General features: G+C 73.9%; 20 protein-coding genes. 10 read left to right on the forward strand and 10 right to left on the reverse strand.

All coding sequences use genetic code 11. The features are described from left to right. Window positions 1-26: 26 nt before the first annotated feature. Complete coding sequence (locus AB0C84_RS31450) at window positions 27-806, reverse strand: NAD(P)H-dependent oxidoreductase (RefSeq protein ID WP_361073628.1); 780 nt, start codon at window positions 804-806, stop codon at window positions 27-29. Between the two features lie 108 nt (window positions 807-914). On the opposite strand from AB0C84_RS31450, the gene AB0C84_RS31455 reads away from it, so the two are divergent. After that, complete coding sequence (locus AB0C84_RS31455; RefSeq protein ID WP_361073630.1) at window positions 915-1,901, forward strand: helix-turn-helix domain-containing protein; 987 nt, start codon at window positions 915-917, stop codon at window positions 1,899-1,901. A gap of 16 nt (window positions 1,902-1,917) precedes the next feature. Here AB0C84_RS31455 and AB0C84_RS31460 read toward each other — a convergent pair whose 3' ends face one another. Both AB0C84_RS31460 and AB0C84_RS31465 read right to left on the reverse strand, forming a co-directional pair. Beyond that, window positions 1,918-2,487: a GNAT family protein gene (locus AB0C84_RS31460; protein WP_179848892.1), complete on the reverse strand. Its 570-nt coding sequence runs from the start codon at window positions 2,485-2,487 to the stop codon at window positions 1,918-1,920. A 15-nt stretch (window positions 2,488-2,502) separates the two neighbouring features. Continuing rightward, entirely contained in the window at window positions 2,503-3,303 is an 801-nt protein-coding gene (locus AB0C84_RS31465) for an SDR family oxidoreductase (RefSeq protein ID WP_361073632.1), read from the reverse strand. 135 nt (window positions 3,304-3,438) lie between these two features. Between AB0C84_RS31465 and AB0C84_RS31470 the strand changes: the two genes are divergently transcribed. From AB0C84_RS31470 to AB0C84_RS31485, 4 genes are all read left to right on the forward strand, one after another. Beyond that, window positions 3,439-4,149: a spermidine synthase gene (locus AB0C84_RS31470; RefSeq protein WP_361073634.1), complete on the forward strand. Its 711-nt coding sequence runs from the start codon at window positions 3,439-3,441 to the stop codon at window positions 4,147-4,149. A gap of 126 nt (window positions 4,150-4,275) precedes the next feature. Beyond that, complete coding sequence (locus AB0C84_RS31475) at window positions 4,276-4,863, forward strand: biotin transporter BioY (RefSeq protein WP_179848889.1); 588 nt, start codon at window positions 4,276-4,278, stop codon at window positions 4,861-4,863. Between the two features lie 165 nt (window positions 4,864-5,028). Beyond that, window positions 5,029-6,342, forward strand: coding sequence for an isochorismate synthase (locus AB0C84_RS31480; protein WP_361073636.1), 1,314 nt, complete (start codon window positions 5,029-5,031; stop codon window positions 6,340-6,342). Between the two features lie 42 nt (window positions 6,343-6,384). Continuing rightward, window positions 6,385-7,416: a WYL domain-containing protein gene (locus AB0C84_RS31485; RefSeq protein ID WP_361073638.1), complete on the forward strand. Its 1,032-nt coding sequence runs from the start codon at window positions 6,385-6,387 to the stop codon at window positions 7,414-7,416. A gap of 25 nt (window positions 7,417-7,441) precedes the next feature. Here AB0C84_RS31485 and AB0C84_RS31490 read toward each other — a convergent pair whose 3' ends face one another. From AB0C84_RS31490 to AB0C84_RS31500, 3 genes are all read right to left on the reverse strand, one after another. Further along, on the reverse strand, window positions 7,442-8,617 hold the full coding sequence (locus tag AB0C84_RS31490; protein WP_361073640.1) for a serine hydrolase domain-containing protein: 1,176 nt from the start codon (window positions 8,615-8,617) through the stop codon (window positions 7,442-7,444). Window positions 8,618-8,692: 75 nt separating this feature from the next. Further along, window positions 8,693-9,508: a DNA-formamidopyrimidine glycosylase family protein gene (locus AB0C84_RS31495; protein WP_361073642.1), complete on the reverse strand. Its 816-nt coding sequence runs from the start codon at window positions 9,506-9,508 to the stop codon at window positions 8,693-8,695. Window positions 9,509-9,528: 20 nt separating this feature from the next. Next, the gene (locus AB0C84_RS31500) at window positions 9,529-10,560 is read right to left on the reverse strand and encodes an acyl-CoA desaturase (RefSeq protein WP_361073644.1); all 1,032 of its coding nucleotides are present in this window, start codon (window positions 10,558-10,560) and stop codon (window positions 9,529-9,531) included. Window positions 10,561-10,789: 229 nt separating this feature from the next. On the opposite strand from AB0C84_RS31500, the gene AB0C84_RS31505 reads away from it, so the two are divergent. Then, complete coding sequence (locus AB0C84_RS31505) at window positions 10,790-11,578, forward strand: tyrosine-protein phosphatase (RefSeq protein ID WP_179848883.1); 789 nt, start codon at window positions 10,790-10,792, stop codon at window positions 11,576-11,578. Window positions 11,579-11,605: 27 nt separating this feature from the next. On the opposite strand, the gene AB0C84_RS31510 is transcribed toward AB0C84_RS31505, so the two are convergent. Next, window positions 11,606-12,160 (reverse strand): TetR/AcrR family transcriptional regulator, encoded by a 555-nt coding sequence (locus AB0C84_RS31510; RefSeq protein WP_361073647.1) that lies wholly within the window; start codon window positions 12,158-12,160, stop codon window positions 11,606-11,608. A 108-nt stretch (window positions 12,161-12,268) separates the two neighbouring features. On the opposite strand from AB0C84_RS31510, the gene AB0C84_RS31515 reads away from it, so the two are divergent. Continuing rightward, window positions 12,269-12,817, forward strand: coding sequence for a cupin domain-containing protein (locus tag AB0C84_RS31515; protein ID WP_361073649.1), 549 nt, complete (start codon window positions 12,269-12,271; stop codon window positions 12,815-12,817). 201 nt (window positions 12,818-13,018) lie between these two features. On the opposite strand, the gene menD is transcribed toward AB0C84_RS31515, so the two are convergent. The 3 genes from menD to AB0C84_RS31530 form a co-directional block, all read right to left on the reverse strand. Further along, on the reverse strand, window positions 13,019-14,686 hold the full coding sequence (menD, locus tag AB0C84_RS31520) for a 2-succinyl-5-enolpyruvyl-6-hydroxy-3-cyclohexene-1-carboxylic-acid synthase (RefSeq protein ID WP_361073651.1): 1,668 nt from the start codon (window positions 14,684-14,686) through the stop codon (window positions 13,019-13,021). After that, window positions 14,683-15,633, reverse strand: coding sequence for an o-succinylbenzoate synthase (locus AB0C84_RS31525; RefSeq protein ID WP_361073653.1), 951 nt, complete (start codon window positions 15,631-15,633; stop codon window positions 14,683-14,685). The genes menD and AB0C84_RS31525 overlap by 4 nt, the downstream gene beginning before the upstream one ends. A 65-nt stretch (window positions 15,634-15,698) precedes the next feature. Beyond that, window positions 15,699-16,598 (reverse strand): 1,4-dihydroxy-2-naphthoyl-CoA synthase, encoded by a 900-nt coding sequence (locus AB0C84_RS31530; protein WP_361073655.1) that lies wholly within the window; start codon window positions 16,596-16,598, stop codon window positions 15,699-15,701. Window positions 16,599-16,710: 112 nt separating this feature from the next. Here AB0C84_RS31530 and AB0C84_RS31535 point away from each other — a divergent pair, with 112 nt between their 5' ends. The 3 genes from AB0C84_RS31535 (at window position 16,711) to AB0C84_RS31545 (ending at window position 20,587) form a co-directional block, all read left to right on the forward strand. After that, a complete protein-coding gene (locus tag AB0C84_RS31535; RefSeq protein ID WP_361073657.1) occupies window positions 16,711-17,874 on the forward strand; it encodes an AMP-binding protein in 1,164 nt (387 codons plus the stop codon). Window positions 17,875-17,942: 68 nt separating this feature from the next. Beyond that, window positions 17,943-18,983 (forward strand): cation diffusion facilitator family transporter, encoded by a 1,041-nt coding sequence (locus AB0C84_RS31540; protein WP_179848876.1) that lies wholly within the window; start codon window positions 17,943-17,945, stop codon window positions 18,981-18,983. 254 nt (window positions 18,984-19,237) lie between these two features. Next, the gene (locus AB0C84_RS31545; RefSeq protein WP_361073659.1) at window positions 19,238-20,587 is read left to right on the forward strand and encodes an RNA polymerase sigma factor; all 1,350 of its coding nucleotides are present in this window, start codon (window positions 19,238-19,240) and stop codon (window positions 20,585-20,587) included. Window positions 20,588-20,685 lie beyond the last annotated feature (98 nt).

Here is a 20,685-nt window from a genome sequence, read left to right on the forward strand (position 1 = left end):
GCGGCCCGCCCGCCCCCTCCGACCGCCTAGCGGGCCGGGCAGGGGCGGCGGTGAACGGCGAGGCCGACGCGGCCGGCGGCCAGTTCGGGACGCAGGGTGAGGTCGCCGGTGTAGTCGCCGCCGTGCTCGCTGCGGTACGGGATGGGGTCGGCGGTGGGCAGGGCGTGCAGGCGCGCGTCCAGGGCGGCGGCGGCCGCGGCATGGTCGGCGGGGCCGGCGCGGTCCGCGCCGGTGATGACCAGAGGCGGCAGGACGTCCATGCCGGTGTAGAACAGCGTGCCGTGCAGGAGGGGGAACAGGAGGTCCTCGGCGTCGCCGTGCACGCCGCGGGGGCCCAGACCGGAGGCGCGGGCACCGGCGGTGGTGACGACCAGGGCGCGGCGTCCGGCCAGGCCGCCGTCGCCGTAGCGCAGGGTGCGGCCGTCGCCACCGGTGACGCCGAACGCGAAGCCCTGGACGAACACGCGGTCGAACCAGCCCTTCAGGATGGCGGGCATCCCGTACCACCACAGGGGGAACTGCACGACCAGCGCGTCCGCCCAGGCGATCTTGTCGTGTTCGGCGCGGATGTCGGGGGCCAGGACGCCGGCGGCGTGGGCGCGTTCGGACGCGGCGCCAACGATGAGGCGGTCGGCGGGGTCGTGGCCGAAGTCGGCGGCGCCGACCACGGGATTCCAGCCCATCGCGTACAGGTCGGAGTGGCGGACGCGGTGGCCGCCGCGGCGCAGGGTGGCGGCGCCGTGGTCGCGCAGCGCGCCGTTGAGGGAGCGGCCCTCGGGGTGGGCGAAGATCCACAGGACGTTCACGGCGACGATTTCCTTTCCCGGTGTGTCGGTCGGTCTGCCGTCGATGCTGCCCGTGGCGCGGTCGCTGCGGTGAGTGGCCCGTCGGCCATGGTGTGCAAGGATCGGGCCATGGCGGGCGGGATCCACCGGGTGGCGGTGCTGGTGCGCGAGGGCGTGCTGCCGATGGAACTCGGGATCGTCCACCAGCTGTTCGGGCAGGCGCGGTCGGCGGAAGGCGCGCCGCTGTACGAGGTGGTGTCGTGCGGCGTGCGGCCCGGCGCGGTGCGCGCGGACGCCGATTTCGCGGTGACGGTGCGCCACGGGCTGGAGGCGCTGGAGGCGGCGGACACGATCGTCGTGCCGGCGTCGCACGTGCTGGACGAGAGCCGCCCCGGGCAGGGGCCGGTGCCGGGCGCGCTGGCGGCGGCCGCGGCGCGGGGCGCGCGGGTGGCGTCGGTGTGCACGGGCGCGTTCGTGCTGGCGGCGGCGGGGCTGCTGGAGGGGCGGCGGGCCACGACGCACTGGCTGTCGTGCGGCCGGCTCGCCGAGACGTTCCCCGGGGTGCGGGTCGACGCGGCGGTGCTGTTCGTCGACGAGGGCGCGGTGCTGACCTCGGCGGGCGAGGCGGCGGGCATCGACCTGTGCCTGCACATGATCCGCCGTGACCACGGCGCGGCGGTGGCGGGCGACGTGGCGCGCCGCACGGTGGTGCCGCCGCACCGGGAGGGCGGGCAGGCACAGTTCACGGCGCTGCCGGTGCCGCCCGCGCAAGGGTCCGCGCGGGCCTCCTCGACGGGCGCGGCGCGGGCGTGGGCGCTGGAGCGGCTGGACCGGCCGGTGACGCTGGCGCGGCTCGCGGCGCGGGCGTCGATGAGCGTGCGGACGTTCACGCGCCGGTTCCGGCAGGAGACGGGCGTGTCGCCGCAGGTGTGGCTGACGGCGCAGCGGGTGCAGGCCGCGCGGCGGCTGCTGGAGGAGACCGACCTGCCGGTGGACCGGGTCGCCGAACGGACGGGGTTCGGGACCGCGGCGTCGCTGCGCCGGCACCTGCACGCCGCGATCGGGGTGTCGCCCTCGTCCTACCGCGCGACGTTCCGCGGCCACCACGACGCGTGAAGGCCGCCCCCGCCCGCTAGCCGGGGGCCGTCCCCGGCGGGTGCAGGTCCGAACGCAGCATGCTGTACAGGACCTCGTCGCGGTACCGGCCGTCGCGGAAGCTCCAGCCGCGCATGACGCCCTCGCGGGTGAACCCCGCCTTCTCCAGGGCGCGCTGCTCGGCGAGGTTGGCGGTCTCGGTCTCGGCCTGGACCCGGTGGGCGGGGCTGTGCGCGAACAGGTACTCGGCCAGCAGCCGCTGCGCCCGCGCTCCCGCGCCGCGGCCGCGCGCCTCGGGCAGCAGCGAGATGCCGACGCTCCAGCACCACGCCCGCGCCGTGGTCGCCACGCGCCGGTACGACACGATCCCGCAGAACACGGCGCCGCGGGCGACGACGAGGTTCCCGGTCTCCTCGCCGAGCATGCCGTCGGACTCCCAGCGGCGCCGGAACCTGCGTGGATCGGTGAAACCCTCCCACAGGAACGGCCCGGCCAGCTCCGGGTCGGTGCGCAGCCGCTCGATGAGCGGCAGGTCGTCCTCGGCGACCGGGCGCAGCGCCACCCCGTCCGCCTCCTCGGACCCGCCCCCGCGACGGGTGTCGTTCATGCCGCTCCCCCAGGGTCAGCGCAGGGTGGACAGGCCGCCGTCGACGTGCAGGACCTGCCCGGTGACGTAGGACGCGCGATCCGACAGCAGGAACACCGCGACGGCCGCGACCTCCCACGCGGTGCCCTGCCGCCGCATGGGGATCAGCCCCGCGACCCGGTCGCGGTCGCCGTTCCCGGAGGAGGCGTCGCGCCCCATCACGGTATCGATCAGGCCGGGCGCCACCACGTTGGCGCGCACGCCGCGCGGCGCGCCCTCGGCGGCGATGTGGCGCACCAGCCCGGTCAGCCCCGCCTTGGAGGCGTCATAGGACGGGGACCGCGAGCCCGGCTTGGTCCCGGCCAGCGAACCGATGAACACCATCGCCCCGCCCGCCTCCAGCGCCGGCATCGCCGCCTTGCCGACCAGGAACGGCGCCCGCAGGTTGACGTGCAGGACGCGGTCCCAGTCGGCCAGCGCCGTGCCCGCCAGCCCGTACCCGATGCCGATCCCGGCGTTGAACACCACCCCGTCCAGCCCGCCGAGGCCCTCGACCGCCCGGGTCACCACCCGGTCGCAGGCCGCCGGGTCGGTCACGTCCGCCGCCACCACGCACGCCCGGCCGCCCTCCGCCTCGATCATCGCCGCGGTCTGCCCGGCGGCGCGCTCGTCGACGTCGGCGCACGCGACCGCCGCGCCCTCCCGCGCGGCGGCGACCGCGATCGCGCGGCCGTTGCCGACCGGCGCGGCGGGATCGTCGCTGGGGCGCGTCCCCGCGCCGACGACCAGGATCCGGCGGCCCGGCAGCAGCCCGCCGGGCGGTTCGATCTCGGGCATGCCCGGCACCGTAGCCGACACCGCCCTTCCCGCCCAGCCCCCGCACGCCTCCGGCCCGCACCGGCCCGCACCGGCCCGCACCGGCCCGCACCGGGATCGTCCCGGGCCGGGCCCCGCGGCGGCTAGGGTGCGGTCATGGGATCGGCTGCGGACACACGCGGGGAACACGCCACGGCGACGGTGGTCGAGCGCGCCGCCGGCCTGGGCGGCGAGCTGGTGCTGCGCCGCGTGGACGGCGACTACGAGATCATCAGCAACGGCGTGTTCCTCATGGACACCCGCAACGGCGAGTCCGAGCGGCTGCTGGTCCGCGCCGCCCTCGACGCCGCCGCGGCCCGCCCCGGCGCACCCGCGCGGGTCCTCATCGGCGGCCTGGGCGTCGGGTTCTCCCTCGCCGAGGCCCTCACCGGCGCCGACGTCGCGCACGTCACCGTCGTCGAACGCGAGCCCGCCGTGATCGGCTGGCACGCCACCGCGCTGCGGCCCTGGTCCCGGGACGCCCTGCGGGACCCCCGCGTCACCGTCGAGCGCGCCGACCTCCTCGACTACGTCACCGCCCCGGGCGCGGGCCGCTTCGACGCGGTGTGCCTGGACATCGACAACGGCCCCGACTGGACCGTCACCCCCGGCAACGCCCGCCTGTACGCCGCCACCGGCCTGGACGCCCTCGCCGCGCTGCTGACGGCGCGCGGCGTGCTCGCGGTGTGGAGCGCGGGCGCCGCACCGGCGTTCGAGGCGCTGCTGCGGGACCGGTTCGGCTCCGTGCGGGTCCGGCCCGTCCCGGTGCCGCGCGGCGAACCCGACGTGGTCTACCTCGCCCGCGACCCGCGCGCCGCCGCCGGCTGAGGCGCGCCGGCGCCGCCGTGCGGGCGGCGACAAACCCGGGGCACCCGTTTCTGTAGGCCGCGCCGTCCACCCCCGCCAGGGCAGTTCGCTAAGTTTCGGCCTGACACAACCGTTTTGGGAGGATCTGTGGCTACTGCCCACGCAACCCGGCGGCGTCCCGCCGTCCTGGGCGACCTGCTGCCCGGCTCGCTGGCCCGCGACACCGCGCTCGTCATCGGCGCCGCCGCCTTCGTCGGCATCGCCGCGCAGATCGCGGTCCCGCTGCCCGGCACCCCCGTGCCGGTCACCGGGCAGACCTTCGCGGTCCTGCTCGCCGGCGCCGCCCTCGGCTTCGGCCGCGCCGGCCTGGGCATGCTGGTCTACCTGCTCGCCGGAATGGCCGGCGTCCCCTGGTTCACCGACGGCACCTCCGGCGCCGGATTCCCCACCCTCGGCTACGTCATCGGGTTCGTCGCCGCGGCCGCCGCCGTCGGACGCCTCGCCCAGCTCGGCGGCGACCGCACCCCGCTGCGCACCGTCGGCACCATGCTCGCCGGAACCGCCATCATGTACGCCGCCGGCGTCCCCTACCTGATGGCCGCCCTGCACGTCGACCTCGCCAAGGCGCTCGACCTCGGCGTCACACCGTTCCTGGCCGGCGACGCCCTGAAGGTCCTGCTGGCCGCCGGGCTGCTGCCCGCCGCCTGGAAGATCACCGGCGCCGCCCGCCGCTGACCCCCGCGCCACCGCGTCCCGTCCCCGCGCATGGGGACGGGACCGACGGGCATACGCGCAACCAGACCCCGCGGCCGCCCGCCGGGACCGGTGTGGCGCACACCTCACCACCCACCGCCACCCCGCCCGTTTGAACAGGTTCAAATCTGGCGTACAGTGGCTCACGTGAAGCTCGCCGTGACAGCACCGGACCGACTCACCGTCCGCACCGCCCCGATCCCCGACCCGGGCGACCTCATCGCACGGCTTCCACACCCCTCCGCCCTGGCCTGGATCCGCCACGGCGAAGGAATCGTCGGCTGGGGCGAAGCCGCCCGCCTCACCCTCCCCGGCGGCCACGACCGCTTCGACGCCGCCGCCCGCATGCTCCACGACCTGTTCGGCGCCGCCGCCGTCGACGACACCGTCAACGTCCCCGGCTCCGGACCCGTCGCCTTCGGCACCTTCGGCTTCGACCCCAAATCCCCCGACTCCACCCTCATCGTCCCCCGCCGCATCCTCGGCCGCCGCGACGGCCGCGCCTGGCTCACCACCATCGGCGACGACACCGACCCCCTCACCCTCGCCAACCCGCCCCAACCCCCCACCGGCCTGCGCTGGAGCGACGGCGCCCTCCCCGAACACGCCTGGAAGCACGCCGTCGCCACCGCCGTCGACCGCATCCGCCGCGGCCACCTCGCCCCCGGCACCGACCCCGCACCACCCCCCGGCACCACCACCCCACCACCCCGCCCCGCCGACAACACCGGCCACCTCGGCAAAGTCGTCCTCGCCCGCGACCTCACCGTCCGCGCCGACACCCCCATCGACGCCCGCGTCCTCCTCCAGCGCCTCGCCACCCGCTACCCCGGCTGCTACACCTTCTCCTGCGCCGGCATGGTCGGCGCCACCCCCGAACTCCTCATCCGCCGCACCGGCGGCGACATCGAATCCCTCGTCCTCGCCGGCACCACCGCCCGCGGCGACACCCCCGCCGACGACCAGGCCCGCGCCGCACGCCTCTTCACCTCCGCCAAGGACCGCGAAGAACACCGCTACGCCGCCGAAATGGTCCGCGACGCCCTCACCCCCCTCTGCGCCCACCTCACCGTCCCCGACGAACCCGAACTGCTCACCCTCCCCAACGTCCTGCACCTCGCCTCCCCCCTGCGCGGACGCCTCGCCGCCGACCGCTCCGTCCTCGACGTCGTCGCCGCCCTGCACCCCACCCCCGCCGTCTGCGGCACCCCCACCGACACCGCCATGGACCTCATCCGCGAACTCGAGGGCATGGACCGCGGCCGCTACGCCGGCCCCGTCGGCTGGGTCGACGCCCGCGGCGACGGCGAATGGGGCATCGCCCTGCGCTGCGCCGAGATCGACGGCACCCGCGCCCGCCTGTTCGCCGGCTGCGGCATCGTCGCCGACTCCGACCCCGACGCCGAACTCGCCGAAGCCCGCACCAAGTTCCGCCCCATGCAGTACGCCCTGCACGGCTGACCCCCGCACCACCCCCACACCACCTACCGGCACACTGGACCCATGCGCGCGAGCCGGCTGCTGTCCCTCCTCCTGCTCCTGCAGACCAGGGAACGCATGACCGCCCGGGAACTGGCCGCCGAACTCGAAGTCTCCGTCCGCACCGTCTACCGCGACGTCGACTCCCTCAGCGCCGCCGGCGTCCCCGTCTACGCCGACCGCGGCCCCGACGGCGGCTACCGCCTCCTCGGCGGCTACCGCACCCGCCTCACCGGCCTCACCGCCGCCGAAGCCGAATCCCTCACCCTGTCCGCCCTGCCCGGCCCCGCCTCCCAACTCGGCCTCGGCGACGTCCTCGCCGCCGAACTCAAACTCATGGCCGCCCTCCCACCCGACCTGCGCACCCGCGCCTCCCGCATCCGCGAACGCTTCCACCTCGACGCCCCCGGATGGTTCCGCACCCCCGACGACGTCCCCCACCTGCACGCCATCGCCGACGCCGTCTGGAACCAGCACCGCATCGAAGTGCTCTACCGCCGCTGGCGCCGCCCCCAGCAGGTCACCCGCCACCTCGAACCCCTCGGCGTCGTCCTCAAGGCCGGCACCTGGTACCTCATCGCCCGCCCCGCACCCAGCGACCCGCCCCGCACCGGCACCGCCGAGACACCCGCCGACACCGCACACGACCCCCGCACCTACCGCGTCTCACGCGTCCTCACACTGCGCGCCCTCCCCGGCCACTTCGACCGCCCCCACGGCTTCGACCTCGCCGCCTTCTGGGCCACCTACGCCGAACGCTTCGAAGCCGACACCTACCGGGAACACGCCACCGTCAAACTCTCCCCCGACGGCCTCACCCGCACCCAGATCCTGCTCCCGCCCACCATGGCCCGCGCCGCCCTCGACACCGCCACCCCACCCGGCCCCGACGGCTGGGTCCACGCCACCCTCCCCATCGAATCCGTCCGCCACGCCCACGTCGAATTCCTCAAACTCGGCGCCGACGTCGAGGTCATCGACCCCCCGCACCTCCGCGACATGATCGCCGCCACCGCCCGCACCCTCGCCGCCCGCTACACCCCCGACGAGGACTGACGAGCACCCACGGCCACAGCCCCGCTCACGCCGCACCCGCTCCCCCACCGCACAACGCGTGGTCGATCAGAGCACTCGCCGCGTCCTCCTGCTCCACGACGTGCTCCAGCGCGTCACCACGCGCCTCCGACATCGAGACCACCGCACTGCGCGTCCCGTCACCGGTGACCCCGTTCAGCGTGATGTAGCCGCCGTCCCCGCCCTCATGGCTCCAGTACGTCCCCCCGCAACTCAAAGGACGCTCGACCAGCCCCAGCCCGTACCGGCCCCCCGGCCACAGCCGCTCAACCTCCGCGCTCACCGGAACGGTCCGCTTCATCTCCGCCAACTGCCGCCCCGGCAGCAAATGGCCCGCCAGCAACGCACGGAACAACCGGTTCTCATCCCGCGTGGTCGTCACCCACGAAAGGTTCCCGTAATCCACCGTGACCTGATCAGTGACATCCACCCGCGAACCCGGACCGAAGAGCTGGTACGCCCTGGCATGCGGCCGCGGCACAGCCGGCGACGTCCCCAGCCACCGGGTCTCCTCCATCCCCGCCCGCCGCAGGACACGATCCCCGATCTCCCGGTGGGCGCGCCGCCCGGTCACCTTCTCGATGACCATGTCGAGCAGCACGTACCCGGTGTTGGAATACCCCCAGCCCTCCCCCGGCGGGAAATCCGGCGCATGAGCCATCGCACGAGCCACCAGCTCCTCGGGCTCATGAACGTCGTAGCGCTGCCGGTAGTACTCCCCCGGCGTCGTGTACCCGGGCAGATCGTCGTGAACACCGCTGGTGTGCTGGAGCAACTGGCGGATCGTGACCCGCCCGCCGTCATTGCCGTTCCCCCGCACCACCCCCGGCAGCCAGCGCTCGACGCCGTCGTCCAGAGAGACCCTGCCCTCGGCCTCCAACTGCAGGACCACGACCGCCACCAGCGTCTTGGACGTGCTCGCCATACGGAAGTAACCGCCAGAAGGAACCGGACGCCCCGTGGCCAGCTCAGCGGTCCCGCTCACGGCGACCGACTGCCGGCCGTCAGCCCCGACCACCCGAGCCTGCACACCACTCACGCCCAGAGCGTGAATCGCCTCGGTGTCACGGCGCAACCGCTCCACAGAACCAGCAGGACGCGCCACCGCCGGAGCCGCACCCGCGATGAGCAACACGCCGACACCCAGCGCCACACCGAGGCGCCCACCCAGAATCGAAGTCATCACCGAACGCTAGAACCGCCACCTGACCACCCACGATCAGGCACACCCCAAGATCAAAAGTAGGGCTGTCCCCCCTCACACGGCCGGCGGCTGGCACCCCGGACACCAGAACAGATTCCGCGACGCCACCTCCACCGTCGCCACCTCCGTCCCGCACACCAGACACGGCAGCCCCGCCCGCCGGTACACGTACACCTCACCGCCATGACCGTCCACCCGCGGCGCACGCCCCATCGCCTCCGGCATATGCTCCGGCCGCACCGTGTCGATCCGCCCCGCACGCACCCCCGCCGCCATCAACTCCACCAGGTCGTCCCACAACGCCGCCCACCGCCGCGCACCCAGCAGACGCCCCGGCAGACGCGGATCGATCCCCTGCCGGAACAGCACCTCCGCCCGGTAGATGTTCCCCGGCCCCGCCACCACCGACTGATCCATCAGCAGCACCGCGATCGGCGTCCGCGACCGGCCGACCCGCCGCCACGCCGCCTCCGGATCGGCGTCCCCGCGCAACGGATCGGGCCCCAGCCGATCACGCAGCAGCTTCACCTCCCCCGGCTCCAGTAGCTCGCAGGTATTAGGCCCCCGCAGATCCCCGTACCACCCGCCGCCCTCCAGCCGCAGCCGCACCACCCCGACCGGAGCCGGCGCCGGCCCCTCCCCGAACGCGTACTTGCCGTAGATCCCCAGATGCACATGCAGCGTCCGATCATCGTCGAACCCCAGCAGCAGATGCTTGCCATGCGCGTCCGCCGCCGACAGCACCCGCCCGTCCAGCCACCGCGCCCCCTCGGCGAACCGCCCCTGCGGACTCGACGCGGCAACGGCGAGACCGCCGAACATCCGCAGATGCTCGGCGGCCAGACGGTGGATCGTGTGTCCCTCGGGCATGGCCCGGAGCATAGCCCGCCCTAACGCAGCGGCTCCCCGACCTCCCGCATGTGCCCCAGCGCCAACCGGTACGACTCCACCAGCCCCGTCTCCGCGTACGGCAACCCCACCGCCGCGCAGTGCTCACGCACCAGCGGACGCAGCCGCCGCAGGCTGCACCGCGGAACACCCGGGAACAGGTGATGCTCGATCTGGTAGTTCAGGCCACCCATCAGCCAGTCCGTCACCACACCGCCCCGCACGTTCCGCGACGTCAGCACCTGTCGCCGCAGGTGCCCCCACCGCTCCCCCGGCTCCGGCATCGCCATCCCCTTGTGGTTCGGCGCGAACACCGCGCCCAGGTGCACCCCGAACACCGCGTGCTGAACCGCGATCAGCGCCAGCGCCTGCCCCACCGGAAGCAACGCGAACACCAGCGCCAGATACCCCACCGCGTGGACCAGCAGCAGCCCACCCTCCAGAACCTGGTCCCGCCGCGAACGCCCCCGCAGGAACAGCAGGCTCCCCACCTTCAGATTCACGCCCTCCAGCGTCAGCAGCGGAAAGAACAGCGCCGCCTGGTGCCGCGCCACCCACCGCAGCGCGCCCCGCTTCCCCTCAGCCTGCTCCTGCGTCCACGCAAGGACGCCCTCACCCACATCGGGGTCCTTGCCGACATGGTTCGGATTAGCGTGATGCCGGTTGTGCTTGTCGTTCCACCACCCGTGCCCCATCCCCAGAAGCAGATTCCCCAGCAGCAACCCCAGCCACCGGTTCCCCCGCGCGCTCCGCGCGATCTGCCGGTGCCCCGCGTCATGCCCCAGGAACGCCGTCCGCGCCGACAGCACCGCCAGCGGGACCCCCAGCAGGACCGTCCACCAGCTGTCCCCCGCCCACGCGACCGCGGCCCACAGCGCCGCCGTCGCCGCCAGGTTCAACCCGATCACCCGCGCGTAGTAGCCGCGCCGCCGATCCAGCAGCCCGCTGCCGCGGACGCGCCGCGCCAGCGGCGCGAAATCACTGCCGGCCGACCGTTCGGACGGCCGGGACGGAGCGGACACGGTCGCGAGCATGGAGACTCCATTCAGCAGGGGGCGGAACTTCGCGCGGAACGCACGGAAGAAGGCACCTCGAAAGCTACGGACGGTGAGGCCTCCGGGTCACCCCGCTGTGGAGCCATTCACCGTCTGGCTCCCAGGTCCCGGTACGGCCCGTCCCTGTCATCCGACAAGTCGATCACCCGTGGCACACCGGGCCCCTGCGCCAAAGTCCGGACAGGGCAGCCATATAGGGTCACAAGTCATGGACGATGACTCTCGGTGGATCGAACTGGACGGTGCCGTCAACGCCCGCGACCTCGGCGGCCTCCCCACGGCCGACGGTCGCGCCACACGGCTCGGGCGCGTCCTGCGCTCCGACAACCTCCAGGACCTCTCGGTCACCGACGTCCGGATCCTCCTCGACGACTACGCCCTCAAGAACGTCATCGACCTGCGCAGCGACGCCGAAGTACGCCTGGAGGGCCCCGGCCCCCTCACCCGCGTACCGTCGGTCACGATCCACCAGCTCTCGCTGTTCGCCGAGGGCGGCCGCCACACCGACGTCGCCGCCGACGTCGCCAAGGCCCTGCCCTGGCAGGAACGCCCGTCCGACGGCCCCGAGCAGGACCGCTCGACCGGCCACTACCTCGCCTACCTCGCCGACCGCGGCGACTCCGTCGTCGCGGCCCTGCGCGTCATGACCCGCACCGACGGGGCCGCGCTGGTCCACTGCGCCGCCGGCAAGGACCGCACCGGAGTCGTCTGCGCCCTCGCCCTCGACGTCGCCGGCGTCACCCGCGAGGCGATCGTCGCCGACTACGCCCAGACCGGCGAACGCCTCGAAGCCGTCCTGGGCCGGCTCCGCGCCAGCGAAACCTACGCCGCCGACCTCGACTCCCGCCCGGCCGACACCCACCAGCCCCATGCGGCCATCATGGAGAAGTTCCTCGCCCGCATCGACGAGGAGCACGGCGGGACCATCGGGTGGCTCTCCGGACACGGCTGGACCACCGAGGACACCGACACCCTCCGCGAGCGCCTCCTCGGCTGACCCGGAGACTCCCGGGGGGCACCGCCGTCAGGGAAGGAAGACGGCGACCGCCTCGTCGGCGAGCACGGCGGAACGTGGAGCATCCGGATCGGTCTGCGCCAGATGCTGCAGCCCGAGGATGGCCCCGTAGGCGACCCGCGCCCGCGACGCCGCCCGGTCCGGCGGCAGGCCGAGCTCGCGGTAGGTACGGGCCAGGAGCTCCAACCGGGCCTGGTCCACCCGGCGAACCGCGTCCCTGACCCGGGGGTCGTTGCGATCACCCAGCAGGCTCAGGTGCACCGACGGAGCCAGCGGCTGGACGGCCTGCACGACGACGGTGAGCAGCTCACGCAGCCGCCGCGCCGGATCGGCGATCGCCGCGAACTCGGCGAGACCGGCCGCACCGTGGCCGCGCGACCACTCCGTGAGCGCAGCCGCGATCAGCTCGTCCCGGTTCCGGTAGTGCGCGTAGAAACTGCCCTTGGTCACGCCGAGCGTGCGCGCCAGCGGCTCGACCGCGACCGCGGCCAGCCCGCCGTCCGCGATCGCCTTCAGCGCGGCTCGCGCCCAGTCCTGGGCGGAAAGCCGGGTCGACTCGTTCACCACGGAACACAGGATACGCGAGCGTATTGACCGGCCCGGGAAGGGAGGATACGGTGGCGTATTGATACGCAGCAGTATCCATACGCCACCGTACTAAGGAATGATCGAATGGAGTACACGACCGTCCGCCGAGTGGTCACCGGGCACGACGCGCAGGGCAGGGCCCGCGTGGTCGACGACCGCGACGTCGAGCCCATCACCTCGGAACTGATGCCCGGATGCGCGTTCTTCCGGCTGTGGGGCCGGGACGAGCGGCCCGCGTTCCCCGACGACGGCTCACCGCGTCCCGCCGAGTCGTGGTATCCGCCCCGCGACGGCTCGCGCTTCATGATCAACACGGTGCCGCCGGGCGAGCCGATCCCGCCCGCGGACCTCGACACGGCCGCGGCGCTGGAAGAACTGGAACGGCGGATGCCGGGCGCGATGGCCGCGAACGAGCCCGGTGCGCCGGGGATGCACACCACCGACAGCATCGACTACGTCCTGGTCGTCTCGGGCGAGGCCACATTGGAACTCGACGACGGCGAACGGACGGTGCTTCGGGCCGGCGACGTGCTCGTCCAGAACGGCACCCGGCATGCCTGGTACAACCGCGGAACCGAACCCTGCACGATCGTCGGCGTCGCCATCGGCGCCGACCGCACTCGGCCGGCATAGAGGACGCCGGGCAGGCCCTACGGTCCGCACCGTCGCCCTCCCCGGCGAGGCCCACGAGTGCGTGTGCGACCTTGTGATCGCTGGTTTTTGGTGGTTGCAGATCGTTGTGATGATGTTCACAGCCCGACGCCTTTACATTGTAATTTTAAGGTTGAAGTATCGGTCGGAGGCGTCGGCTCTTCGTGCGGGTGTTTCTCGCTGTCAGGCGAGCAGGTCGCGGACGGCGGCCTGGGCGGCCTGGCGCAGCTCGGCGTGCAGGGCCGCGTTCGCTTCCCTGTCGGTGCGGGCCTCGATGATCCGCAGCCCCTCCCCCGCCAGCGCCTTCGGCAGGTCCGCCGCCGCGGTGAGCCGCCGGTACGGGACGCCGTGCGCGCCGGCGACCGCCTCCAGATCCACCTGGTGCGGGGTGCCGAAGACCCGCTCGAACGGGCCGCGCAGCGCCGCCTGCGGCAGCAGCGAGAAGATCCCGCCGCCCTGGTTGTTGACCACGACGATCGCCAGATCGGGGCGGCGTTCCCGCGGCCCCATGATCAGGCCGTTCTGGTCGTGCAGGAACGCCAGATCGCCGAGCAGGGCGTAGGAGCGGCCGCTGTGCACCAGCGCCGCGCCCATCGCCGTCGACACCAGCCCGTCGATGCCGCTGGCACCCCGGTTGGCCATGATCCGGATACCGCGGCGCGGCCGCATCACCTGGTCCAGGTCGCGGATCGGCATGCTCGCCGCCGTGAACAGCAGCGACCCGCCCGGCAGCGCCGCGACCATGTCGCGGGCCAGCCGCGGCTCGCTCACCTCCGGGACCGCGTCCAGGACGGCGTCCACCGCCGCGGCCGCGGCCGCGTCGGCGGCCCGCCACGACTTCAGCCACGCGTCGTCGCCCGACACCACGGGGATCTCGACCTCGGGCGCCACCTGCGTCGCCGACCGCACCGGATCGGGCCAGTGCGCCAGGTCCGGCGCCAGCACGATGTGCTCCTCCGCGCGGCGCAGCAGCGACAGCAGCGGACGCGACAGGCCCGGCTTGCCCAGCGTCACCACCACCTCGGGGCGGTGCCGCTCCACGAACTCCTGCACGCCCAGCAGGAAGTGGTGCGACGACAGCGCGTGATCGCCGTAGCGGGCGTTGCCGTTCGGCTCGGCCAGCACGGGCCAGCCGGCCATCGACGCCGCCGCCACGTACCGCTTGACGTTCACCGCGCCGTCCCCGACCACCAGGACGCCGCGCCGCGTCGGCGGGACGTGCAGCACCGACCCCGGGGTCGCCGGACGCACCCTCGTCCACGCGCCGGTCGCGTCCCCGTCCAGCGGCTCGCACCACGTCTCGTCGCCGTCGGGGATCAGCGGCTCGCGGAACGCCGCGTTCATGTGCACCGGCCCGGGGACGGGCGCCTGCGCCAGCCCCCACGCGCGGCTCACCAGCGACCGCCAGTACGCCACCATGCCCGGACGGTTCTCCGGGACGCCGATCTCGGTGCTCCACCGCACCGCCGTCCCGTACAGCTTCACCTGGTCGATCGTCTGGTTCGCGCCCGTGTCGCGCAGCTCCGGCGGCCGGTCCGCCGTGATCACGATGAGCGGGACGCCCGACTCGTGCGCCTCCACCACCGCCGGATGGAAGTTCGCCGCGGCCGTGCCCGACGTGCACACCAGCGCGACCGGGCGCCCCGACCGCTTCGCCATGCCCAGCCCGAGGAACGACGCCGACCGCTCGTCGATCCGCACATGCAGCCGGAGGCGGCCCGCCTCCTCCGCCGCGTGCAGCGCCAGCGCCAGCGGCGCCGACCGAGAACCCGGCGCCAGCACCACGTCGGTCATCCCGCAGCGCTGCAGCTCGTCGACCAGGACGCTCGCCAGCGCGGTCGCCGGGTTCACGGAACCACCTCGACCACCGCGGGGCCGGCCAGATGGGCCTGGGCGGCCAGCGCCCGGCTCCGCCAGGACGCGCCGGGCGCCTCCCAGCGGCGCAGCGCCTCCTCGTCCACCTCCGGCCGGCGCACTTCGAGCTCCCCCGCCACCGGACGCAGCGGATCGCGCACGACGTCGCCCTCCAGCAGCGACAGCGTCCCCAGCCCGCAGGCGTACCGCAGCTCCGGCAGCGCGGCGGCGAGCGCCACCCCCGCCGCCAGCCCCACCGACGTCTCCACCGCGCTCGACACCACCACCGGCAGCCCGCACGCCTCCGCGACCCGCAGCGACGCAGCGACCCCGCCGAGCGGCTGCACCTTCAGCACCGCCAGGTCGGCGGCGCCCGCGGCGCGCACCTTCAGCGGGTCCTCGGCGCGGCGGATCGACTCGTCCGCCGCGATCGGCACGTCCACGCGTCGCCGCACCGCCGCCAGCTCCTCCAGCGTCGCGCAGGGCTGCTCGGCGTACTCCAGCTCCCACCGGTCCAGCGACCGGATCATCCGGGCGGCGCGGTCGACGTCCCAGCCGCCGTTCGCGTCGATCCGGACCTTGCCCTCCGGGCCGATCGCCGCGCGTACCGCCTCCACCCGGGCCAGGTCGTCGGCGTCGGTCTGACCGCGCTCGGCGACCTTCACCTTCGCGGTCCGGCAGCCGGACTCGCGGGTCATCTCGAAGGCCCGCTCCGGACCGACCGCCGGGATCGTCGCGTTCACCGGGATCCGGTCGCGGACGGGCTCGGGCCAGCCGTCCCGCGCGGCCTCGCGGGCGGCGGCCAGCCAGCGGGCGCACTCGGCCGGACCGTACTCGGCGAACGGCGAGAACTCCCCCCAGCCGGCGGGGCCCCGCACGAGGGCGCCCTCCCGCCGCGTCACGCCGCGGAACCGCGTCCGCATCGGGATGGAGTACACCCGCACCCGCCGACCCCCTGACCTGACCGTCTAATCACGGCATGTCCGGATCACACCGTGCACTCGGACCCTTAGTAGTACCACGGGAAACGCGACCAATCGGGATCGCGCTTCTCCAGGAACGAGTCCCGTCCCTCGGCGGCCTCGTCGGTGCCGTAGGCCAGCCGCGTCGCCTCCCCGGCGAACACCTGCTGGCCCACCAGACCGTCGTCGACGAGGTTGAAGGCGTACTTCAGCATCCGCTGCGCCGTCGGGCTCTTGCCGTTGACCTTCCGCGCCCACTCCAGCGCCGTCGCCTCCAGTTCGGCGTGCGGGACGACGGCGTTCACCATGCCCATCCGGTGCGCGGCCTCGGCGTCGTACTCGTCGCCCAGGAAGAAGATCTCCCGGGCGAACTTCTGCCCCACCTGACGCGCCAGGTACGCCGATCCGAAGCCGCCGTCGAAGCTCGCCACGTCCGCGTCCGTCTGCTTGAACCGCGCGTGCTCCCGGCTGGCGAGGGTGAGGTCGCACACCACGTGCAGGCTGTGCCCGCCCCCGGCCGCCCAGCCCGGCACCACGCAGATGACGACCTTGCCCATGAAGCGGATCAGCCGCTGCACCTCCAGGATGTGCAGCCGGCCCGCCCGCGCGGGGTCGATCGTGTCCGAGGTCTCGCCCTCGGCGTACCGGTAGCCGTCACGGCCGCGGATCCGCTGGTCCCCGCCCGAGCAGAACGCCCAGCCGCCGTCCTTGCTCGAAGGTCCGTTGCCGGTGAGCAGCACGCAGCCGATGTCGCTGGACATCCGCGCGTGGTCCAGCGCACGGTACAGCTCGTCCACCGTGTGGGGACGGAACGCGTTGCGCACCTCCGGGCGGTTGAACGCCACCCGCACCGTCCCGTGGTCGACGGCCCGGTGGTAGGTGATGTCGGTGAAGCCGAACCCCTCGACCTCTTTCCAGGCGTCCGCGTCGAACAGCTCCGAGACCATGTCTTCCTCTCCGTGGGGCGACCGCGCCGCGGCCGGGGCGCGGCGCTCGGGCACCATTCAACCGGCCCCGCGTTTGAACGCGTTCAGCGGGGTCGTCTACGCTGATGAGATCATGGATCGCCCGCTGCACGCCGTCGTCCTGCCGCCCGGCCCCCGCCTGCTGGAGGCCCTGGCCGGCGCCCTCGACGGCGGCCCCGCGATCTGCCCCCTGCCCCCCGGCCTGCCCGAGGCCGCCCTGCGCGGCCTCCTGGACGCCCTGGCGCCGGACGCGGTCGAGACGGCCGACGGCATCGCCCCGCACTCCCCCGGCGGCGGGCACGCACCCGCCGACGCCGACACGGCGGTGCTCATCGCCACGTCCGGCTCCACCGGCGCCCCCAAGTTCGTCGAGCTGACGGCCGGCGCGCTGCGCCACTCCGCCGCCGGCACCCTCGCCCGCATCGAGGCCGGGCCCGGCGACCGGTGGCTGTGCTGCCTGCCCACCAGCCACATCTCCGGCGTCCAGGTCCTCGTCCGCTCCCTCGTCGCCGGAACCGACCCCTTCATCGCCCCCCGCTTCGACACCGCCGCCGTCGCGGCCGCCGAGGGGTTCCACGTCTCGCTCGTCCCCACGCAGCTGCGCCGGCTGCTGGACGCCGGCGCCGACCTGGCGCGGCTCGGCGCGATCGTCCTCGGCGGCGCCGCCGCCTCGCCCGGCCTGCTGGCCGAGGCGCGCGGGCGCGGCGCCCGCGTGTTCACCACGTACGGAATGAGCGAGACCTGCGGCGGCTGCGTCTACGACGGCACACCGCTCGACGGCATGCGCGTCGCGGTCGGGCAGGACGGCCGGATCCGCCTCGCCGGCCCCTCGCTGTTCACGGGCTACCGGCTGCGGCCCGACCTGACCGCCGGGGTCCGCGACGGCGACTGGTTCCTCACCCAGGACCTCGGCGCGGTCGAGGACGGCCGGCTCCGCGTCCGCGGCCGCCTCGACGACGTGATCAACACCGGTGGGGAGAAGGTCGTCGCGGGCGAGATCGCCACCGTGCTGTCGCGGCACCCGAAGGTCCGCGACGTGGTCGTGGTCGGCCGCCCCGACCCCGAGTGGGGCGAGCGGGTCACCGCCGTCGTCGTCCCCGCCGCTTCCGGCCTGCCGGAGCTGACCGAGCTGCGCGCGTTCGTCCGCGAGACGATGCCCCCGCACGCGGCGCCCCGCGAGCTGGAACTGGTGGAGGCGATCCCGCTGCTGGCGTCCGGGAAGCCCGACCGGGCCCGGCTCCGCGCTCGCGCGCACTGACGCCGGAGAGTCGCGGGCGCGGCCGTACCCGCGCATGGCGCGGTCACCACCTGGGCAGAGGACGGACCATGGCGGCACAGAGCGGCGGGCAGCGGACCGAAGGGCGGCCGGACGGCGGCGAACCGCGGGACGAGAGCCTGCTGACCGTCGCCCTCGCGTTCGCCGCCAACCTCGGCATCGCCGTCGCCAAGGTCGTCGCCGCGCTGATCACCGGGTCGGCGTCGATGGCGGCGGAGGCCGCGCACTCCATCGCCGACACCTTCAACGAGGTGCTGCTGCTGGTGGGGCTGCGCCGCAGCGGGCGGCCCGCCGACCGCCGCCACCCGCTCGGCTACGGCAAGGAGCGCTACATCTGGACCCTGCTCGTCGCCGTCGCGATCTTCGGCATGGGCGCGTTGTTCTCCTTCTACCAGGGGATCGAGACGCTCACCGGGCACCGGCGGGCCGCCGAGTCCGGCGCGGTCGTCGGCTACGCCGTGCTCGCGGTCGCGTTCGTGCTGGAGGCGGTCTCGTGGCAGCAGGCCGTCCGGCAGGTCCGGGCCGCCGCGAGGGAGGAGGACCTGCCGCTGCGCGCCTACATCCGCCGCACCGACGAGCCCACCTCGATCAGCGTCCTGCTGGAGGACTCGGCCGCCCTCATCGGCCTGGTGATCGCGTTCGGAGGCCTGGGCCTGCACCAGCTCACCGGATCGGCGACCTGGGACGGCGTGGGCTCCCTGCTCATCGGCGTCCTGCTGACCGCCGTCGCGCTCGTCCTCGGCCGGATCAACCTGAACCTGCTGATCGGCTCGCAGGCCGACCCGCGGATCGTCGCCGACGTCCGCGCCCGCCTCGGCCGCGCGGACGAGGTCGAGTGGGTCGTGGACATCGTCACCGTGACCTTCGGCGCCGACCGCGTCCTGGTCTGCGCCCGGCTCGACTTCCGCGACTCCCTCAGCGCCGCCGAGGTGGAGCGCGCCTGCGTCCGGATGGCCCGCGAGCTGCGCGACGCGCACGAGGAGATCGACGAGGTGTTCCTCGAACCCGTCCCCCGCGACGACCCTGAGCTGCGCGAACGCGTCATCGCGCGTTATGGTCGGACATTGCGGCCCAGGGACTCGGAGGCGTAGTGGTCTTTCTCACGTTGCCGCAGCCCGAGGCCTTTACGAAGTAAGGTCAGATCGGACCGGTTCGGGCGGTGTGAAACCGCTGGCCGTGGGCACCACGACCGTCTGATCGCTCCTTTCACGATCCCCCGGCGGAACGCTGCCGGTGACGGAGCCGGGAACAACAGGCCCGTCCTGCGACGTTCCGTTAAGTGCGTGCGCCACGAGCGAACACAATCCGCGCCGCACTCACACACCGAAGGGAGGGGGGTGTCCCCATGCCGCGAAGCGCCGTCGAGACCCCGCTCACGGAGTCGCCGAGCCCCGCGCTCAACGACCTCCTCAAGCGTGGCCGCGCCCACGGGCGCCTCTCGCTCGACGAGGTGAGGGGGGCCTTCGAGACCGCCGGGATCAGCCCGGCCCAGGGCCGCTCCATCCTGCGCGAGCTGTCCGAGGCCGGCATCAGTCTGGCGGGCGAGCCCGACGCCGTCCGCAAGATGGCCGCGGCCGCCGACCACGCCGGCGGGGAGACCGCCCAGGACGCCTCCGGCGCCGCCAGGAAGCGCGCCGCCCGCAGGGGCACCGCCAAGAGCACCGCCAAGGCCGCCCCCGGCAGGGCCGCGCGGCAGGGCGGGCAGGCCGACGCCGCGGTCGACGAGGGGTTCGAGGTCACCGAGGTCGAGACCGAGGAGACCTCCGCCGACCTGGACGACCAGTCCACCACGATGGGCGACTCCGTCCACACCTACCTCAAGGCCATCGGGCGCCGCCAGCTCCTCACCGCCGAGCAGGAGGTCGACCTCGCCAAGCGCATCGAGGCCGGCCTGTACGCCGAGCACAAGCTGGAGAGCGAGGACCTGTCCCCCGCCATGCGCGCCGACCTGGAATGGGTCGCCGCCGACGGCCGCCGCGCCAAGGCCCACATGCTGGAGGCCAACCTCCGGCTCGTGGTGTCGGTCGCCAAGAAGTACTCCGACCGCGGCCTGTCGCTGCTGGACGTCGTCCAGGAGGGCAACCTCGGCCTGATCCGCGCCGTGGAGAAGTTCGACTACTCCAAGGGCTACAAGTTCTCCACCTACGCGATGTGGTGGATCCGGCAGGCGATCCAGCGCGGCTTCGCCGACTCGGCCCGCACGATCCGGCTGCCCGTCCACGTCCTGGAGATGCTCAGCAAGCTGAGCCGCGTCGAGCGCGACATGCACCAGCGCCTCGGCCGCGAGCCCACCCCCGAGGAGCTGGCCGCCGAGCTGGACAAGAGCCCCGAGCAGGTCCGCGAGCTGCTGCGCACCAGCCGCCAGCCGATCAGCCTGGACTCCACCATCGGCGAGGACGGCGAGACCCGCATCGGCGACCTCATCGAGGACACCGACAGCCCCGAGGCGTCGGAGCTGGTGGACCGCCAGCTCATGGCCGACCAGCTGCGCCGCACCCTCGACATCCTGTCCCCGCGCGAAGCCAAGATCATGGCGATGCGGTTCGGGCTGTACGACGGGACGCCGCGCACCCTGGACGAGATCGGCAAGGCCCTCGGCCTGACCCGTGAGCGGATCCGGCAGCTGGAGAAGGAGTCGCTGTCCAAGCTGCGGCACCCCAGCAACGCCCGCCCGCTGCTGGACTTCGCCGTCTGACCCGTCCGCCCGGCGCGCGAAAGGGCCCGCGGGAAGTCTGGCCGGCCCTGGCGGCGTGTTGGCACAGGCCCTGCCCGCCTCCGCGGTCAACCTCGGCA

Origin of the sequence: Actinomadura sp. NPDC048955, from assembly GCF_040649435.1 — a bacterium.
Taxonomy (GTDB): domain Bacteria; phylum Actinomycetota; class Actinomycetes; order Streptosporangiales; family Streptosporangiaceae; genus Spirillospora; species Spirillospora luteofluorescens.

Coding starts and splice junctions, on each gene's coding strand:
- AB0C84_RS31455 (WP_361073630.1), top strand. CDS start 915: ATGGCGGGCGGGATCCACCGGGTGGCGGTGCTGGTGCGCGAGGGCGTG.
- AB0C84_RS31460 (WP_179848892.1), bottom strand. CDS start 2,487: ATGAACGACACCCGTCGCGGGGGCGGGTCCGAGGAGGCGGACGGGGTG.
- AB0C84_RS31465 (WP_361073632.1), bottom strand. CDS start 3,303: ATGCCCGAGATCGAACCGCCCGGCGGGCTGCTGCCGGGCCGCCGGATC.
- AB0C84_RS31470 (WP_361073634.1), top strand. CDS start 3,439: ATGGGATCGGCTGCGGACACACGCGGGGAACACGCCACGGCGACGGTG.
- AB0C84_RS31485 (WP_361073638.1), top strand. CDS start 6,385: ATGCGCGCGAGCCGGCTGCTGTCCCTCCTCCTGCTCCTGCAGACCAGG.
- AB0C84_RS31490 (WP_361073640.1), bottom strand. CDS start 8,617: ATGACTTCGATTCTGGGTGGGCGCCTCGGTGTGGCGCTGGGTGTCGGC.
- AB0C84_RS31495 (WP_361073642.1), bottom strand. CDS start 9,508: ATGCCCGAGGGACACACGATCCACCGTCTGGCCGCCGAGCATCTGCGG.
- AB0C84_RS31500 (WP_361073644.1), bottom strand. CDS start 10,560: ATGCTCGCGACCGTGTCCGCTCCGTCCCGGCCGTCCGAACGGTCGGCC.
- AB0C84_RS31505 (WP_179848883.1), top strand. CDS start 10,790: ATGGACGATGACTCTCGGTGGATCGAACTGGACGGTGCCGTCAACGCC.
- AB0C84_RS31515 (WP_361073649.1), top strand. CDS start 12,269: ATGGAGTACACGACCGTCCGCCGAGTGGTCACCGGGCACGACGCGCAG.
- AB0C84_RS31530 (WP_361073655.1), bottom strand. CDS start 16,598: ATGGTCTCGGAGCTGTTCGACGCGGACGCCTGGAAAGAGGTCGAGGGG.
- AB0C84_RS31535 (WP_361073657.1), top strand. CDS start 16,711: ATGGATCGCCCGCTGCACGCCGTCGTCCTGCCGCCCGGCCCCCGCCTG.
- AB0C84_RS31540 (WP_179848876.1), top strand. CDS start 17,943: ATGGCGGCACAGAGCGGCGGGCAGCGGACCGAAGGGCGGCCGGACGGC.
- AB0C84_RS31545 (WP_361073659.1), top strand. CDS start 19,238: ATGCCGCGAAGCGCCGTCGAGACCCCGCTCACGGAGTCGCCGAGCCCC.